Raw genomic sequence first — 17,663 nt, forward strand, 5'->3', positions numbered from 1 at the left:
TTTATGCACAATATTAAAATGATTGTAACAGACATTGATGGAACAATATTGCCATACGGAGAAACTGAATTTAGTGACAACACTAAAAAGATGTTTTCTGATGCAAAACACAAAGGAATTATTACAGTAATAGCCTCAGGTAGAGAAATGGTTACAATACGAGATCTATTACCTCAAATTGAAAATGATGTAGATTATTTTATTGGTGCAAACGGTAGTTTTGTTTACGATGTTAAAAACAAAAAATATGTAATTGATAATCACATAGATCATAAAGATGCATTCGAATTTAATTTATGAAGTCAAAGTAATTTTAATGATGAAGGTTGAACAATAACTGATGATCAACATATTTTCAGAAGTGAAAATAAAATTGTACCTGATTCTTGATTTTTAAAACATCATGTAAGTAGATTAATGCCTAATAAAGATTTTGCATCCAAAATAAAAGCAAACCTTATATCTTTAATAACAATAACTAGTTCTAATCAACATTATTTTGATGAAACTGTAAAATGGATAAATGAAAATGAAAATCGTGATTTAGAAATTAATAGTAGATGAAGCAGTGGTTGATTCATTAGTAGAAAAAATGTAAATAAATTAACGGCAGCAATTGAATTATCAAAATTACTTAATATAGATACATCTCAAGTTATTGCATTTGGCGATAGCGAAAATGATGTTGAAATGATAGAAGGATTTAATTTTGGTATAGCTGTTAAAAACGCAAACGATCATGTAAAAAATGTTGCTCATCAAATAATTGACCATGTTGAAAATGATGCAGTCTATCATTTTTTAAAATCTAAAAAGGTTATTTAATGGACGTTTTATTTTTAAATAATAATCTTGATTTAAATAAAAAAATATTCATTCTAGGTGCATTTGAATCATTCCATAAAGGGCACTATAAAATATACGAACAAGCACTTAAATTAGCTGCTGATCCAAATGACATTGTTTTAGTTGCTGTTAAAGAACCTGCATCACTTCCTAAAACCAATAGTCTTAAATTTATGCAATTGAATAATAGACTAGAAGCTTTTGCTAATGTTGGTATAGAAACTGTTGTTTTGTATGAATTTTCTACCGTTCAAAATTATGATGGAAAAAAATTTTTAGAAACATTAAGCTCAAACCCAGATTCGATATTTATCGCAGGAAAAGATTTTAAATTTGGTAGATTTGCAGCAAATAATTTTGATGATATTAAAAAATGATATCCAAACAGTTTAGAAATAAATATTGAACAATTTAATAATAGTAAAATATCTACTTCACTATTAAAAAGTCAACTTGAGTATGGCCAAATTGATTTTATAAACGAATTGCTATTTGCAAATTATTCAATAACAATTAAAATGGATGAATTAAATTTTTTTGAATATCCAAAGGAATTAATTCCATTACATAGAGGAATTTATTTAACTTACTTAATAAAAGATGAAGAAAAAATTCCTTCATATATATTAGTTAAAAATGAAAAATCATATATTACAAATTTACTTGATTTTAAATTATTTCCTTCTGGTGAATATACGGTAGAAATTATCAAAACACACCGAATTGTGATTGCTGATTACAAAGAAAAAATTACAGAAGATGAAATCAAATTAATTAAAAGCAATTTCATCGATCTTCAAAATCCAATTTAAATTCACAAATATATGAATCATAATTGACCCGTTAATCGGGTGAATTTACAATCTTAAATATTTAATAAAATTTAGAATGAAAAATTGTAAAAATAAAATTTTATTTTTTGCAAATTAATATATGATTTTGAATGTAAAAAAATTAAAATAAATTAAAAAATATTTTATACTGGGTTCTAATTAATTTTATTGCTCGGTTTAGAAGGAGAAAAATGAAAATCAAAGAAGAAATGCTTAAAGTAGTTAGCGAATTTGGTGGAAGTGAAAAAAATACAGGTTCAACTGAGGTCCAAATTGCTATTTTAACTCATGACATTGAAAGACTTAAAGTTCATTTTCAAGTAAATAAAAAAGATAAGCATTCAATGCGAGGTTTCTTAGCAAAAATTGCTAAAAGAAAAAAACTATTATCTTACTTGCAAAAAAACAATTACGATTCATACTTAAATCTGATTTCAAAACTTGGAATCAGAAAATAAAATTGGCACTTCTTTAAATAGAAGTGTTTTTTATTTCGTTAGTATAATATTAAAATGACTCAAAACGAAATTTTACAGCCAAAATTGAACGAAATTGAAACTCAAATTTTATTAGATAAGCTAAAACATGAAAAGAAAAATTTAATAATTTTAGCAATATCAACTTCATTATTTAGTTTCAGTATGATACCTCTTCTAATTTTATTGATTTTTACATTTTTATATTCACTAACAAATGTAAAACTTTATCCTAATGATTTACATAGCTATTTATGGACAGTTATAGTTTTTTTAATTTTCTTGATTTCTTGAATTGTAATTTTATTTGTAACCAATAAATTTTTTAGATCAATGGTCCAATTTTTAGAAGAACATAAAGAAAATATTGTTTTAATGAGTTCAGATTTGATGATAATATTACAAAAATACAATTTTCACGTTAGAGTACCTTTTTTAAATATTGTTTATACTTTTAAAATTTTAGGAAAAATAAAATAGTATGAAAAATTTTAAAACATTAGCTACTGTTGAATCATTAACTGGTGGAGCTTTAGCAACATCAATTGTTTCATATCCAGGAGCATCTCAATATTTTGTAGGCAGTTTAGTAACTTACCAAACTGATTTCAAAACTAATTTAGGAATTGACATTAGTCATGGTGTTATAAGTGCTGAAACAGCATTATCTATGGCAAAAAAAGGATATGAATTAACAAAAGCAGATTTAGTAATTGCTTTAACAGGAAATGCTGGACCAACCAGAATGGAAAATAAAAAAATTGGAAAAGTTTATATTGCATTCAATGATGAAGTAATTGAAAAACAATTTGCTGGAGATAGAGTTCAAATAAGATATCAGTGTGTTGAGTTTGTTATGAAGTATTTAGAAGATGAAAAACTATTTATGTTTAAAAAATAATATGCGTTTTTTCGTTTAAGGGATATTTATTTACATTAAATAGTGAGGTAAAAAAATGCAAACAAAAGATATAAACAAAATACATAACGAAATAATCAACCAAACTTTAGAAGAAATCAAAAATAAATTTGGTAATGAATCAATAATGTTATTGGGTAAGCAAGACAAAATGCAAACAGAAACTTTTTCTTCTGGTTCTTATTTAATAGATAAGGCGATGGGAATTGGCGGTTTTCCTAAAGGTAGAATTATAGAAATATACGGCCCTGAATCTAGTGGTAAAACTACAATAACATTGCACGCAATAGCGGAAATTCAAAAAAAAGGTGGTGTAGCAGCATTTGTTGATGCTGAACACTCAATTGATCCAGATTATGCACAAAATTTAGGGATAAATATAGATAATTTAATTTTGTCGCAGCCAGATTCTGGTGAACAAGCTATGGAAATAGTTGATACTTTAGTTAAGACAGGTTCAATCGATTTAATTGTTGTTGATTCGGTTGCTGCTTTAGTTCCGGAAGCTGAATTAAAAGGCGAAATGAAAGAGCAAAGTATTGGATTGCAAGCTAGATTAATGTCAAAAGCTTTAAGAAAAATTACAGGTAGTCTTAATAAAACTAAAACAACAATTATTTTTATTAATCAAGTTAGAGAAAAAATTGGAGTTATGTTCGGTAACCCTGAAACTACCCCTGGTGGAAGAGCACTTAAATTTTATGCAAGTATAAGGCTTGATGTTCGAAAATCAACTAAGATAAGTAGTAAAAATGAAATAACAGGTAACGAAATTAAAGTTAAAGTAGTTAAAAATAAATTAGCCCCACCATACAAAATTGCGCAAACTGAAATTATTTTTTCTAAAGGTATAAATATTGTTGGCGAAATTATAGATTTAGCTGTTGAATATAAAATACTTGTCAAAAAAGGTTCGTGATTTGCATATAAAGGCGAGAACTTAGCACAAGGTAAAATAAAATTGACTGAGCTATTTTTAAATAATAAAACACTATATGAGGAAATTTCTAACTTAGTTAAAACCCAAGACATTAAATTAGAAAATTCTATATCAGATATTTCAGAAGAATCGGAGTAATTCCGATTTTTTTAAATAAATTTATGAACGAATATATAATAAAAAAATGACTAAAAATATTAGAATTTTATTTTTTGGCGACATATTCGGTAACCCAGGAATTAATGCATTAGAAAACGAACTTCCAAAATTAAAAAAACAATACGATATTGATTTTACAATTGCGCAAGCAGAAAATGTAAGTGGAAGAAAAGGCTTTGTGTATTCAGATTATGAAAAGCTTAAAAAAATAGGTATAGATGCATTTACACTAGGTAATCATGTTTGGGCTAAACCTGGTGTAAAAAATATTATTAATAATGCTGATGTTATTCGCCCACTTAATATTAATTCGCATTATGATGGCGCAGGTGTTCGCTTTTTTGAAATAAAGAATAAAAAAATTGCAATTGTGAGTTTAATGGGAATTGCATTTAATAAATTAAATCCGCCTTGAGAAGAAGAATATGCAAATGATTTTTTTGATTCAATAGACAAAATCGTAGCTGATAAAACAATTGATCACATTTTTATTGATTTTCATGCAGAAACAACAAGTGAAAAAAATGTTTTAGCTTTATATTTAGATGGTAAAGTAGATGCCATTGTAGGAACTCACACTCATGTTCAAACTAATGATGCAAGAATTCTAGATAACGGGACTGCATTTATAACAGATGTTGGTATGGTTGGACCAATTAATTCAGCAATTGGCGCTAATTTTGAACAGGTTTATAATAAAATGCGCTTTGATAAATATGAAAAGTTTAAAGTTAGTACCAATCCTTCTCAAATAAACGGAATAATTATTTCCTTAGGCAAAAAAAATAAAATTATAAAAATATTAAATTATTTGCCTGAAGCAAAATAGCTTAATTTGTTTTTTGCTAATATTTGCAAACACCAAAACCCTTCTTAGAACTTGTTTTGGAAAAAAGTCATCATAATAAATTTTAATTAAAGTAGTTACAGAAAACAAAAATTATTTACCTAATAAAGTCTAATTATTTATTTAAGTATAATTATTTTAGTAAATTAAGTGATATAGAAAGGAAATATTCAAATTTGAATATTGAATGGTCTACTTATGTTAGAAATATTCAGCAATGAAAATGTTATATTTATTTGAATTCCTATTTTAATGGCTGTTTTTTTGAGTATTTGAATTATAGCTTCAAATTTTGTTTTCAGGGACGAAGGGAAAATTCCGAATTTCAAATATAATTTTGTTGAAAAATTTACTTTCGTTAACCTGCTTTATCAATATAACAAACGATATTTTGGTTGACTATTATTTTTTAAATTATTTGAAATGTTTGTTTTCGTGCCTTTATTTTTTGTACCTCATATTTTGTATTGAACTCTATATTCAAATGGAACAATATTTACAGCTCAAATTAAAAATTATCAGTTAGCTATTGCAACAGTTGTTTTTATTATCGTATTTATGCTAGTTTTTTCTTCACTTATATTTGAAATATATAGAACTAATAAAATTAATAAAATTTTTTTAAGAGATAGAACAAAATTGATTAACTTGCGAAATAATGAAATTGACAATATTAAAGCAAAAATTGATTTAAAGAACATAAGTATAAGAGAAGCTACTGATAATGTTGATAAAAGCAGATATTTAACTACCTTGAAAAAATATGCTTTTAGAAGAATTAGAAGAATTGAAAAATCCAAGAATATTGAAAACAAATATTTTTTGATTTTTCAAATAGTTAATTATTTTGAAAAATCATTATATTCAAAATATTTAATCCAAAATTCTTATAGTGAAACTGATATATATTCTTTCTACTTAGTTGTGCTTAATAAATTGAATATATAAATGTTAGCTAAAAAAATTGATTCAAAATGGATTTTACATTTATGGTTATTGATAATTTCTTTAACAATAATTTTGAGTGTGATTAGCCAAAATTATAAAAACCAACATATTCCAAGGACTATTACCCAAACATATTAAGGTAATAGTCCTTTTACATTGCTGCAATTTAATACAATAATTAGATGAGCAGAAAAAATTTAAGGTCTTAGCAGGAAGGGACATTTCTTTTATGGAAAAAGCAGAGTACTTTAATTGAGTTAGTTGATAAAAAGAAATTTTAAGAACACACATACAATTTTCTAAAGCTAACATATGTAGAAAAATTAGAAAATTATATCGAAAAACAGATATCTATATATTTAAATTTTTCTAGTGAGATATGAAAAAACTAAAAGAAACATTATTCAATACTTGAGGAAGCCGAAGTAACTATTCAGGAATTAAAAATTACAATTTAGTTGTTCATTCTATAAAAAATTTTAATTTATTTTAAAAAATGCAAATTAATTTGATTTTAGAAATCAATATTTGTGAATCTACTAAAATTCAAATATAGAATAATTTGAAAGGAAAAAATGAAAAAATTTTGTTAACAAATGCCATTGAATTGGGTTCGATTTCGGCTTTAATTGTAATTCCAGTAATTACAAGCATTAAAAATGATTTATCAAATCAAAATACATCATTTCAAAATTATGATAGCAAAAATATTGATGTAGAAAAGCTATATTCTAATTTAGTAGAAAATAACAATTACACAATTTTGTCTGATTTATTTGGTAATACTGGCACAGACTCACTATCCTTTAATAAAAGCATTTCTACATTCCAAAATAGTCAAATAAGTAATGAACAAAAAGAAATTGTCATTAATGAAATGAAAAAGACGGCAGAATACTTTTCAAATATTGAGATAAATTCTACCGATGATTTAATTGCATATTTTAGAAAATTTGAAAATTCCTTTAGTGAAGAATTAGTTGATAGATATGTCAAAGAATTTAGTAAAGAAAATAAAAACAGTGTTAATGACTTAGAAGTAAATAAAAGTTATTCAACAACTAGATATAGAGACAGTAATTATCAAGTAATTAAAAATTTTAAAATTGCAAAAGCAACGTTTACCACTGCCGCAGCTGTTGCAGGTGTCGCAGCAGCCGGATTATATGTATTATCTATATTTACAGGAGTTATAAGTGCAATTGCTGCAAGTATTTTAACAGCGGCTTCAGTAATTTTGAGTACTGTCGCATTTGGATTAGGAACTGTGATAAATTCTCTTGAATATAAATCGGAAAAAAGTGAAGATGAAGCTAAACTATTTGTTCTTTCAGTTGTAAGTTCAATAAATTATAAATTACAACCTTTTAAATTTCTTGGACAAATTGCTTCATTTATAAGTACTGGATTGTCAATAATTTACAGTGCTATTGAAATGTATGAAGCAATAACCTATTAAAATAATAAGTTTATGAAAGAAATATTTAGCTCAGAAAATATTATATTTATCTGAATCCCTATTTTAATGGCTGTTTTGTTGAGTATTTGAATTATAGCTTCAAATTTTGTTTTCAGGGAGGAAGGGAAAATTCCGAATTTCAAATATAATTTTGTTGAAAAATTTACTTTTGTTAACTTGCTTTATCATTATAATAGGCAATGTTTTCGCTGATTATTGTTCATCAAATTATTTGAAATATTTTTTTGTTTACCCCTTTTTTTCGTTCCCCATATTCTTTATTGAACAATATTTTCGATTAAAATAATATCAATAAATGAAATACAAATTTACCAGTTGGCTATTGCAAGTGTTATTTTGATTATTGAGTTTCTATTAGTCTTTTCTTCACTTATATTTGGAATATATAGAACTAATAAAATTAATAAAATTTTTTTAAGAGATAGAACAAAATTAATTAACTTGCGAAATAATGAAATTGACAATATTAAAGCAAAAATTGATTTAAAGAACATAAGTATAAGAGAAGCTAATGATAATGTTGATAGTAGTAGACACTTAACTATTTTGAAAAAATTCACTTATAGAAGGATTAGAAAATCAAAAAATATTGAAGATAAATATTTTGTAATTTTTTCATTAGTTAATTTTCTTGAAAAATCTGAATATTCAAAATATTTATTTAAAAATATGTACACTGAAACTGATATATATTCTTTCTACTTAGTTGTGCTTAATAAATTGAATATATAAAAAAGTCTCAAGAAGTTTATTCTAAAATAAAGTTATGCATTCATAGTAGTCACGGATTCTTTTGTAAATAATTTTTTTAACTTTGTGAATTAAAATCATAATATCGAATATATTTAAAGACTGTTACCCAAGCATATTTAAGGTAATGGTCTTTTTAGTTTACCCAGTTATTTTCAATATTGAAATATAGTGGAACATTACCTACGTTAAAACAAACAATAAACAAGTTTAATTATTTTTCCGCGTGTAACTATTTAGATATCGAGGAAGAAATAATAAGAAAACTTTTAATATTTATTAAATATAAGGTTATTTTAGATGTAAAAACCTTCTAAAAAAAATTAACAAAAAAAATCTCAAATTTTTTAAGAGATATCAAAATCATATGTTAAGATTATTTAGCAACAAATCGAGGACATGCCCAGAAATGAGCCACTGTCACCTTCAATTTTTATAAGCTATTTTATAAACATGAAGGCTTCTTAAATAAAGAAGTATTATTTTTAATGAGCAAAAAACATCATAAAAAAATAAAATTTTTTTTTGAAGAAAAATCAAATTGTTGTGTATGATAAATAAGCGTCTTTTATAGAGATTGCAAATAGTAGATCTTTCAAAACTGAATATTAGATTGTACAACACACAAGTCAATTTTTTGAGAGTTTGATCCTGGCTCAGGATGAACGCTGGCTGTGTGCCTAATACATGCATGTCGAGCGAAAGTACTTGTACTTTAGCGGCAAATGGGTGAGTAACACGTACTCAACCTACCTCACAGACTGGAATAACCAAGGGAAACTTTGGCTAATGCCGGATACACCTTAACTTCGCATGAAGATAAGGTTAAAGGAACTATTGTTTCACTGGGAGATGGGGGTGCGTTACATTAGTTAGTTGGCGGTGTAATAGACCACCAAGACGATGATGTATAGCCGGGTTGAGAGACCGAACGGCCACACTGGGACTGAGATACGGCCCAGACTTCTACGGGAGGCAGCAGTAGGGAATATTCCACAATGGGCGAAAGCCTGATGGAGCGACACAGCGTGCAGGATGAAGGTCTTCGGATCGTAAACTGCTGTTATACAGAAAGAAAAGATAAGGGAGTGGAAAGCCCTTATTATGACGGTACTGTATCAGAAAGTGACGGCAAACTATGTGCCAGCAGCCGCGGTAATACATAGGTCACAAGCGTTATCCGAAATTATTGGGCGTAAAGCGTCCGTAGGTTGTCTGTTAAGTCTGAAGTCAAAAACCGAAGCCCAACTTCGGCTCGCTTCAGATACTGGCAAACTAGAGTTATAGAGAGGTTAGTGGAATTTCATGTGAAGCGGTGGAATGCGTAGATATATGAAAGAACACCAATGGCGAAGGCAGCTAACTGGCTATATACTGACACTGAGGGACGAAAGCGTGGGGAGCAAACAGGATTAGATACCCTGGTAGTCCACGCCGTAAACGATGATCATTAGTTGGTGGAGCAATTCACCGACGCAGCTAACGCATTAAATGATCCGCCTGAGTAGTATGCTCGCAAGAGTGAAACTTAAAGGAATTGACGGGGACCCGCACAAGCGGTGGAGCATGTGGTTTAATTTGACGATACGCGTAGAACCTTACCCACTCTTGACATCTTCGGCAAAGCTATAGAGATATAGTGGAGGTTAACCGAATGACAGATGGTGCATGGTTGTCGTCAGCTCGTGTCGTGAGATGTTTGGTTAAGTCCTGCAACGAGCGCAACCCCTATCCTTAGTTACTAACATTAAGTTGAGCACTTTAAGGATACTGCCTAGGTAACTGGGAGGAAGGTGGGGATGACGTCAAATCATCATGCCTCTTACGAGTGGGGCAACACACGTGCTACAATGGCCGGTACAAAGAGACGCAATATGGTGACATGGAGCAAATCTGAAAAACCGGTCTCAGTTCGGATTGAAGGCTGCAATTCGCCTTCATGAAGTCGGAATCGCTAGTAATCGTAGATCAGCTACGCTACGGTGAATACGTTCTCGGGTCTTGTACACACCGCCCGTCACACCATGGGAGCCGGTAATACCCAAAGTCGGTTTAGCTAACTACGGAAGCGACTGCCTAAGGTAGGATTGGTGACTGGGGTGAAGTCGTAACAAGGTATCCCTACGAGAACGTGGGGATGGATCACCTCCTTTCTACGGAGTACATAAGCTGCAAAGAGCAGCTATAATATGACATTTGGCACAAATCTTCCCAATTAATTTTGGTTGAAGTCTGTGTGTTGGCGTTGCCAAAGCGCATCTAATATTCAGTTTTGAGGGTTCTACCTCAAAATTAGTTCTTTGAAAACTGAATAGCATAAATTAATATGATAACGACATCAAAATATGTAAATAATTTTGATCCGAGTTGAGTTCAATAATTTGAACTCTATAAATACCTTAAGATACACATCAAATTTCAATAGGAAATTAGAAAAAAAATAATAATACGATTACTTATATTTACTTTTAAATATTTAAGAGTTTGTAGTGGATGCCTTGGGTCTGGAAGTCGAAGAAGGACGTGATTACCTGCGATAAGCTTTGTCTAGTTGGAAATAAACTATGAGACAGAGATCTCCGAATGGGGAAACCCAGTGCGATTAATCTTGCATTACTACCTTGTGAATATATAGCAAGGAAAGAGACATACGTTGTGAATTGAAACATCTTAGTAGCAACAGGAAAAGAAAATAAATAATGATTCCGTCAGTAGCGGCGAGCGAACGCGGAAGAGCCCAAACCAATTTATTGGGGTTGTAGGACTGCTTACACGGAGTTACAAAATTAATGTATAGAAGAACAAGTTGGGAAGCTTGGACATAGAGGGTGATATCCCCGTATTCGAAATGCATTAATCTCTTAGCAGTATCCTGAGTAGGGCGGGGCACGTGAAACCCTGTCTGAATCCGCCGGGACCACCCGGTAAGGCTAAATACTAACCAGACACCGATAGTGAACTAGTACCGTGAGGGAAAGGTGAAAAGAACCCCGGAAGGGGAGTGAAATAGAATCTGAAACTACTTACTTACAATTAGTCAGAGCGCGTTAATGCGTGATGGCGTACATCTTGCAGTATGGACCGGCGAGTTATATTATCATGCGAGGCTAAGTGGAGAAAAGCGGAGCCGTAGAGAAATCGAGTCTTAATAGGGCGAATGAGTATGATGGTATAGACCCGAAACCAGGTGATCTATTCATGAGCAGGCTGAAGCTTAGGTAAAACTAAGTGGAGGGCCGAACCGTAGTACGCTGAAAAGTGCCCGGATGACTTGTGAATAGCGGTGAAATTCCAATCGAACCTGGAGATAGCTGGTTCTCCTCGAAATAGCTTTAGGGCTAGCGTGTGATGTTAAACTTTGGTGGTAGAGCACTGAATATGGAATGGCGGCGCCTAGCTGTACTGACTATAATCAAACTCCGAATACCATTGTGAATTGTCATGCAGTCGGAACATCGGTGATAACGTCGATGCTCGCGAGGGAAACAACCCAGATCGTCAGCTAAGGTCCCAAAATTATGTTAAGTGAGAAAAGTTGTTGGATTTCTTAAACAACTAGGAGGTTGGCTTAGAAGCAGCCACCCTTTAAAGAGTGCGTAATAGCTCACTAGTCAAGAAAACCAGCGCTGAAAATGTAACGGGACTAAACATAATACCGAAGCTACGGGTTTAATAAGTTTTTATTAAGCGTTAGAGGAGCGTTCTTATCTGCAATGAAGCTAAACCGTGAGGATTAGTGGAGCGTTAAGAAGTGAGAATGCCGGTATGAGTAACGATTGAGAGTGAGAATCTCTCACGCCTATTGGGGAAGGTTTCCTGGGCTAGGTTCGTCCACCCAGGGTTAGTCGGGACCTAAGACGAGGCCGAAAGGAGTAGTCGATGGACAACAGGTTAATATTCCTGTACTTTCGATAACAGTGATGGAGTGACGGAGAAGGATAACTTTACCAGTTAATGGATTCTGGAGTAAATAAATAGTGGTCAATGTAGGCAAATCCGCATTGTATAACCGTGATTTATGACGCATAGCGAAAGGCAACAAGTAGCGAATTAAGTGATTTCATGCTTCCAAGAAAAGCTTCTAAACTTATGTTATAGGAACCCGTACCGAGAACGGACACACGTCCCCAAGATGAGTATTCTAAGGCGAGCGAGAAAACCATTGTTAAGGAACTCTGCAAATTGACCCCGTAAGTTCGCGAGAAGGGGCGCTCAATTAACAATTTTATAGCAATATATTATGAATTAAGTGAGCCACAGTAAATTTCAAGGGGCAACTGTTTATCAAAAACACAGCTCTCTGCTAAGTTGTAAAACGATGTATAGGGGGTGAAGTCTGCCCAGTGCCCGAAGGTTAAGCGGAACTGTTAGCTTTGCGAAGCAGTAAAGTGAAGCCCGGGTGAACGGCGGCTGTAACTATAACGGTCCTAAGGTAGCGAAATTCCTTGTCGGCTAAATACTGACCTGCACGAAAGACGCAATGATCTCTTGACTGTCTCAACAATGGACTCGGTGAAATTATGGTGCCAGTGAAAACGCTGGCTACCCGCATCAAGACGAAAAGACCCCGTGGAGCTTTACTACAACTTCGTATTGGGATTTGGTTTAACATGTGTAGAATAGGTGGGAGACTTTGAAGCCGGGACGCTAGTTCCGGTGGAGTCACCTTTGAAATACCACCCTTGTTAAATTGAATTTCTAACCTGCAACCGTGATCCGGTTGGGAGACAGTGCGTGGTGGGTAGTTTGACTGGGGCGGTCGCCTCCTAAAAGGTAACGGAGGCGTTCAAAGCTACACTCAATACGGTCAGAAACCGTATGTAGAGCGCAAAGGTAAAAGTGTGGTTGACTGCGAGACCTACAAGTCGAGCAGGTGCGAAAGCAGGACTTAGTGATCCGGCAGTTCATTGTGGAATGGCTGTCGCTCAACGGATAAAAGCTACCCCGGGGATAACAGGGTTATCTCCCCCAAGAGATCACATCGACGGGGAGGTTTGCCACCTCGATGTCGGCTCATCGCATCCTGGAGCTGGAGTCGGTTCCAAGGGTTTGGCTGTTCGCCAATTAAAGCGGTACGCGAGCTGGGTTCAGAACGTCGTGAGACAGTTCGGTCCCTATCTGATGTGGGCGTTGGAATATTGATGAGAGCTGCTCTTAGTACGAGAGGACCGGAGTGGACGTACCACTGGTGCTCCAGTTGTTTCGCCAGAAGCATAGCTGGGTAGCCAAGTACGGAAAGGATAACCGCTGAAAGCATCTAAGCGGGAAGCCTCCTCAGAGATGAGTATTCCCTTGAAATTCCTTGTAGACGACGAGGTTGATAGGATGGAAGTGTACGTGTAGCGATACATTTAGCTGACCATTACTAATAAATTGATAGGTTTAAAAGTATACGTATCTTAAGCAAATTTTATAATCATAATGCTATTCAGTTTTGAAAGAACTAGTTTACGCCGTAGGCGTTTTTTTATTTTCTTTTAAAATTAAATAAAAAATAGTTGACTAGCAACTAATTAGTTAAATTCCAATCGATCGGATTCAAGTTATACTTAATCAAATCTTGATCAATTAATTTAAATCATTCTAAATTAAAAAAACCGCGATATGCTGATAATGGAGATGGATGCATTCCCATTAATACTGTATGTTTTGACTTATCAAAATACTTTGCATAGTTTTGTGCATGATTACCCCACAAGACTATGCAAAGATGTTTTACAGTTGAATTTAAATAACTTAAAACTGTTTCAGTAAAAACATTTCAACCAACATTATTATGACTGTTAGATTTGCCTTCGTCAATAGTTAAAATAGTATTTAATAATAAAACACCTTGCCTAGCTCAGTTTGATAAATCATTATGTTCTAAAACAACATTTGGATATGTTGTTTTTAAGCTTTTAAAAATGTTTCTTAAGGATGCAGGAACTAAATGTGACATTGAGCTAAAAGCTAGTCCATTTGCATCTCTTTTTTTGGGATAAGGTTCTTGACCTAAAATTATTACTTTAATTTCACTCAAACTAGTTAATTTAAATGCGTTAAATAAATCCTTTTCATCTGGTACTAATGCTTTAGTTTTATAAAGCTGGCTAATATTATTTAATAACTGTATATTTTCTTTACTATTATTTAATAAATTTTCCAGTTCTTTCCAAGTTGGCCCTAGTGTAAATTTGACATTGTTAAACATATTTTAAATTATATTGTTTTTAATGTTTTTTAAACATCAGATTAGCATATAAATAATAAATGAATTCACATTGAATGCAGTTAGCTTCTATTTCGTATTTACAACTAAATTAAATATAAAAAAATAAAAAACCTGTTGCGTAAACAGGCTTAAAATTAATAATTTGCTGACAAGAAGCCACTTAAAGTAATGTTAGCTGTATCAAAACTGATTGATGAATCTTTTATTAATGAAACGGTTAATACTATTACTTTGCTAATTTTGTTCGGATTTGTTTCTGATTTAACTGTATATTTAAATTTTTCAGTGTCAAATTTGAAACCAGGGAAATCTTGAGCTAATTTAGTAATATTGTCTTTATATGTAACTGAAGATGATTCTGAACTTGTTATTGCATCGTTTGAAGAAGTTCTATTTTGTGCAGAAAGATTACTTAATCTTGTGATTTCATTTTTAACTAAAGCTTCGTTTGAAGTTGAAATGGCATAAGTACATGATATTGCGGCAACTCCGACTCCTATTGCCGCAATTGGTAAACCAATAAACAATTTAATTTTTTTATTCATAATTCCTTTTTATTAAATTTAGTTTGCTGATGTTTATAATCAAAAGCAAGATAAATTATACTCGGAATTTTGCAAAACATTAAATAATATTTAATTTAAAAATATTTAATTTGATTTTGAAGTTTTTAAGTATGGATTGAAACTAGCACCTTGTCCTAAATATTTTTCGATAAATTCATTTGCACTTGGAAATGCCGTAACCTGAGGAAAAACACCTAAATTTATTGATTCAGAATAGATTGCTTCCATTTGATCTTGATTAGCTCGTTTAGCTTCTGATGGATCAACATATTTAATATCTCTTTGAACTAAATGATATGAACTAGGCAAAATATAGTTGCTTGCATTAATGAATTTGCTCGCTTGATTTAAACTTATTCCAAATGCTTGACTTAAATAATGCAATGTTGCTATAACAACAGTAGAAGAAGGCTGAGCACCTATAATTGATGTTTTTGGGACTAAAACATCTGAATTAATATCATTTTTATCGAACAAAATTGAAGTACCATTTACATCTAAATTATTTTTTTCGAAAGCCAGTAGACTTTCAAAACTAATTCCGCTATTTAAGATAATCGGGTTTTGGATATTTGGAGCTAATTTGTTTATGTATAAAAGCGATTCATCTCCTGCTCGATAATAGGGATGTAATTTAAAAAAATAATTATATTCATCTAAAGGATATTTTTTTGCAAATGCTTCAAAGACTTTGTGTAATTCGTACAACGCATAGAGTTGATCATCCAATCTAAGTTTATCCCTTTTTGCCGTGTCATAATGTCTAAATAAACTCGAACCAGTAAAAATTATATTTCTTTTATTTGGATCATAATTTTCTCAACCGTGTGTAACCAATTCAGAAAAACTATTTGCATTAAGTTTAGTTAATGTTTGGTACTGTGAAGATAACCTATTTTCTAGGCCTAAATCTTTTGAAACTTTATAAAAATCTAATGGGGAATCATGCCTATCGTAACCAATATCTTCTTTATTTTCTAAGTGATTTTCATCAGTAACTATATTGTAAAGTCTGATTTTTTTGCGAAGCATGTTTGTTGATAATCAACTTGGTAATTCATTATTAATATTTTTTTTATAAAAATTTTTGATTGCTTCAAAGTTTTTATCAGATTCGCTTATGCTTTCAATCATTTCTGATCACTTACTTGAATTTTCGACAAGTCGTTCAGCATAATTTCGAGCTGTACTTACGTTCCCGTCCGAAAACAAAACTATTTTATTTGCATGTTCTAAAATGAAATCTAAAACCATACCCTCACTTACTGCAGACCTTGCTAAATGAAAAAAAGAGATATCTGGAATATAAAAGTCAAATTTCTGATTGGGATTTTTTTCTAGTTGTTTACTTAAATAACTTTTTAATTCCTCAATAGCTGATATTTCATTTTCACGATCTTGCGGAACTACCGAGTAATCTAAATTCTGAAAAGAAGGATCAACTTGTTTAAGATTTGAATAAATTTTAAACTCAGGATTTGTATTTAATAATTCTCCAAATGAGAATCTTGATTCCAAACCTGTTTTTTCCGGATCATAAACAACTTTATCAATTAAAAAAATCAGTTCATTTTTAATTGAATCATCTAATTTAGATATTTCGTGCTGTGCCAACATGTTTAAAAAAGATGTTATAAAATATTGAGACGAATTTCTTCCTATATAAACACTTGGTATTCCATTAATTGCAGAATCAAATGCATCTTGATAAAAAGATTCAAAATTCGTATTAGCTTTAGAACTTTCCGGCATTGAATTTAAATCAACCTCAATTTTTGTAAATTCTCTGGGTTTTTCTTGATTGTTATCATCTTTTATTGTACAAGCAACTACTGAAATTAATCCTGCAGTTAAAATTGTTCCTATAAATGAAAAAATTAAGTACTTTTTCAATGTTGTTTTCATAAATTCTCATTTCTTTTATTTCACTATAAAATTACTTTAATGAATAAATTGTTTTCATCAACATGCTTAAAATTTCTTTATGCAATATATATTATAAATGGTAAATTGAGTTTTGTAGATTATTATTTTTGCTATAAGATTTAAAAATCAAATTTTGTATGCTAAATAATTTGTTTGCCATTTAAACTAAAAATTTTATATACTATATTTACTTAATATTTTAAGGAGAAACATGTCAAAAAAAATGTCAAGAAAATCTTTAATACTATTTCTATTTGGTGGTGGAATAGTTGCAATAGGAGCAGGGATTGGTATCGCTGTAAGTTCATACAATACAGAAATAAGTGCTAAAAATACTTTAATTAGTGTAAATCAAAATCAGGCTGCTTATATCACCGATAATGCTTCTGCAAATCCAAGCATTTCTGTTTTACCTGAATTCATTGTTACTTACACAGGTGCAAATGCAGCTAGTGTAAGAATTGCAGATAATGCTGCTAGAAATGTTTCTAATTACACTGCCCTAGTTTTTCCTGGAAGTAGTGTATCAAAATTAAGCAATATTTCTTTTAGTGTTACTTCATTAACACCAAGTACTACTGGAAATACAATGGTTGCTACTTTAACAGTTCAATATGGAACTGAACAAGTAAGTGTAAATGTGCTTGTATCTAATTCATCTGAAGATATGAATTCAAATTACACAACTACTGCTCCTTGAAGAGTTGCTAAAACCTACGCTGCTTAATTATAAATTTAAGATAAAATTACCAAAATTCG

14 protein-coding genes and 2 rRNA genes are annotated in these 17,663 nt (G+C 31.1%); 13 read left to right on the forward strand and 3 right to left on the reverse strand.

Annotated elements, in window-relative coordinates:
* Positions 1-3 precede the first annotated feature (3 nt).
* The 12 genes from CG473_RS01080 to CG473_RS01135 all read left to right on the forward strand — a co-directional run bounded on the left by CG473_RS01080 (position 4) and on the right by CG473_RS01135 (position 13,588).
* Complete coding sequence (locus tag CG473_RS01080; RefSeq protein ID WP_094254466.1) at positions 4-825, forward strand: YcsE-related riboflavin metabolism phosphatase; 822 nt, start codon at positions 4-6, stop codon at positions 823-825.
* Positions 825-1,658 carry an FAD synthase gene (locus tag CG473_RS01085; protein WP_094254467.1) on the forward strand — a complete coding sequence of 278 codons (834 nt, stop codon included), beginning with the start codon at positions 825-827 and terminating at the stop codon, positions 1,656-1,658. Before CG473_RS01080 ends, CG473_RS01085 begins: the two co-directional genes overlap by 1 nt.
* 212 nt (positions 1,659-1,870) lie before the next feature.
* Positions 1,871-2,137, forward strand: a complete 267-nt coding sequence (gene rpsO, locus CG473_RS01090; protein WP_094254468.1) for a 30S ribosomal protein S15 — start codon at positions 1,871-1,873, stop codon at positions 2,135-2,137.
* Positions 2,138-2,191: 54 nt separating this feature from the next.
* Positions 2,192-2,635 (forward strand): hypothetical protein, encoded by a 444-nt coding sequence (locus CG473_RS01095; protein ID WP_094254469.1) that lies wholly within the window; start codon positions 2,192-2,194, stop codon positions 2,633-2,635.
* Between the two features lies 1 nt (position 2,636).
* On the forward strand, positions 2,637-3,056 hold the full coding sequence (locus tag CG473_RS01100; RefSeq protein WP_094254470.1) for a CinA family protein: 420 nt from the start codon (positions 2,637-2,639) through the stop codon (positions 3,054-3,056).
* A gap of 55 nt (positions 3,057-3,111) precedes the next feature.
* Complete coding sequence (recA, locus tag CG473_RS01105) at positions 3,112-4,152, forward strand: recombinase RecA (RefSeq protein ID WP_094254471.1); 1,041 nt, start codon at positions 3,112-3,114, stop codon at positions 4,150-4,152.
* 46 nt (positions 4,153-4,198) lie between these two features.
* Complete coding sequence (locus CG473_RS01110) at positions 4,199-5,002, forward strand: TIGR00282 family metallophosphoesterase (RefSeq protein WP_094254472.1); 804 nt, start codon at positions 4,199-4,201, stop codon at positions 5,000-5,002.
* Between the two features lie 441 nt (positions 5,003-5,443).
* On the forward strand, positions 5,444-5,968 hold the full coding sequence (locus tag CG473_RS01115; RefSeq protein ID WP_148130225.1) for a hypothetical protein: 525 nt from the start codon (positions 5,444-5,446) through the stop codon (positions 5,966-5,968).
* A gap of 562 nt (positions 5,969-6,530) precedes the next feature.
* Positions 6,531-7,427, forward strand: a complete 897-nt coding sequence (locus CG473_RS01120; protein WP_094254474.1) for a hypothetical protein — start codon at positions 6,531-6,533, stop codon at positions 7,425-7,427.
* Positions 7,428-7,763: 336 nt separating this feature from the next.
* Positions 7,764-8,180 (forward strand): hypothetical protein, encoded by a 417-nt coding sequence (locus tag CG473_RS01125; protein ID WP_094254475.1) that lies wholly within the window; start codon positions 7,764-7,766, stop codon positions 8,178-8,180.
* A gap of 651 nt (positions 8,181-8,831) precedes the next feature.
* Positions 8,832-10,351: ribosomal RNA gene (locus tag CG473_RS01130) — 16S ribosomal RNA — on the forward strand.
* Between the two features lie 313 nt (positions 10,352-10,664).
* Positions 10,665-13,588, forward strand: a 23S ribosomal RNA gene (locus CG473_RS01135).
* The 16S and 23S rRNA genes sit together here, the layout of an rRNA operon.
* A 119-nt stretch (positions 13,589-13,707) precedes the next feature.
* Here the strand turns inward: CG473_RS01135 and CG473_RS01140 are convergent.
* From CG473_RS01140 to CG473_RS01150, 3 genes are all read right to left on the reverse strand, one after another.
* On the reverse strand, positions 13,708-14,391 hold the full coding sequence (locus CG473_RS01140) for a uracil-DNA glycosylase (RefSeq protein WP_094254476.1): 684 nt from the start codon (positions 14,389-14,391) through the stop codon (positions 13,708-13,710).
* A 155-nt stretch (positions 14,392-14,546) separates the two neighbouring features.
* Complete coding sequence (locus tag CG473_RS01145; protein ID WP_094254477.1) at positions 14,547-14,957, reverse strand: hypothetical protein; 411 nt, start codon at positions 14,955-14,957, stop codon at positions 14,547-14,549.
* 105 nt (positions 14,958-15,062) lie between these two features.
* Positions 15,063-16,883 carry a hypothetical protein gene (locus CG473_RS01150; protein ID WP_094254478.1) on the reverse strand — a complete coding sequence of 607 codons (1,821 nt, stop codon included), beginning with the start codon at positions 16,881-16,883 and terminating at the stop codon, positions 15,063-15,065.
* Positions 16,884-17,115: 232 nt separating this feature from the next.
* On the opposite strand from CG473_RS01150, the gene CG473_RS01155 reads away from it, so the two are divergent.
* On the forward strand, positions 17,116-17,631 hold the full coding sequence (locus tag CG473_RS01155; RefSeq protein WP_094254479.1) for a hypothetical protein: 516 nt from the start codon (positions 17,116-17,118) through the stop codon (positions 17,629-17,631).
* The last annotated feature ends 32 nt before the right edge of the window (positions 17,632-17,663 follow it).

This window comes from Mycoplasma testudineum (genome assembly GCF_002245785.1).
Classification (GTDB): domain Bacteria; phylum Bacillota_I; class Bacilli_A; order Mycoplasmatales; family Metamycoplasmataceae; genus Mycoplasmopsis_B; species Mycoplasmopsis_B testudinea.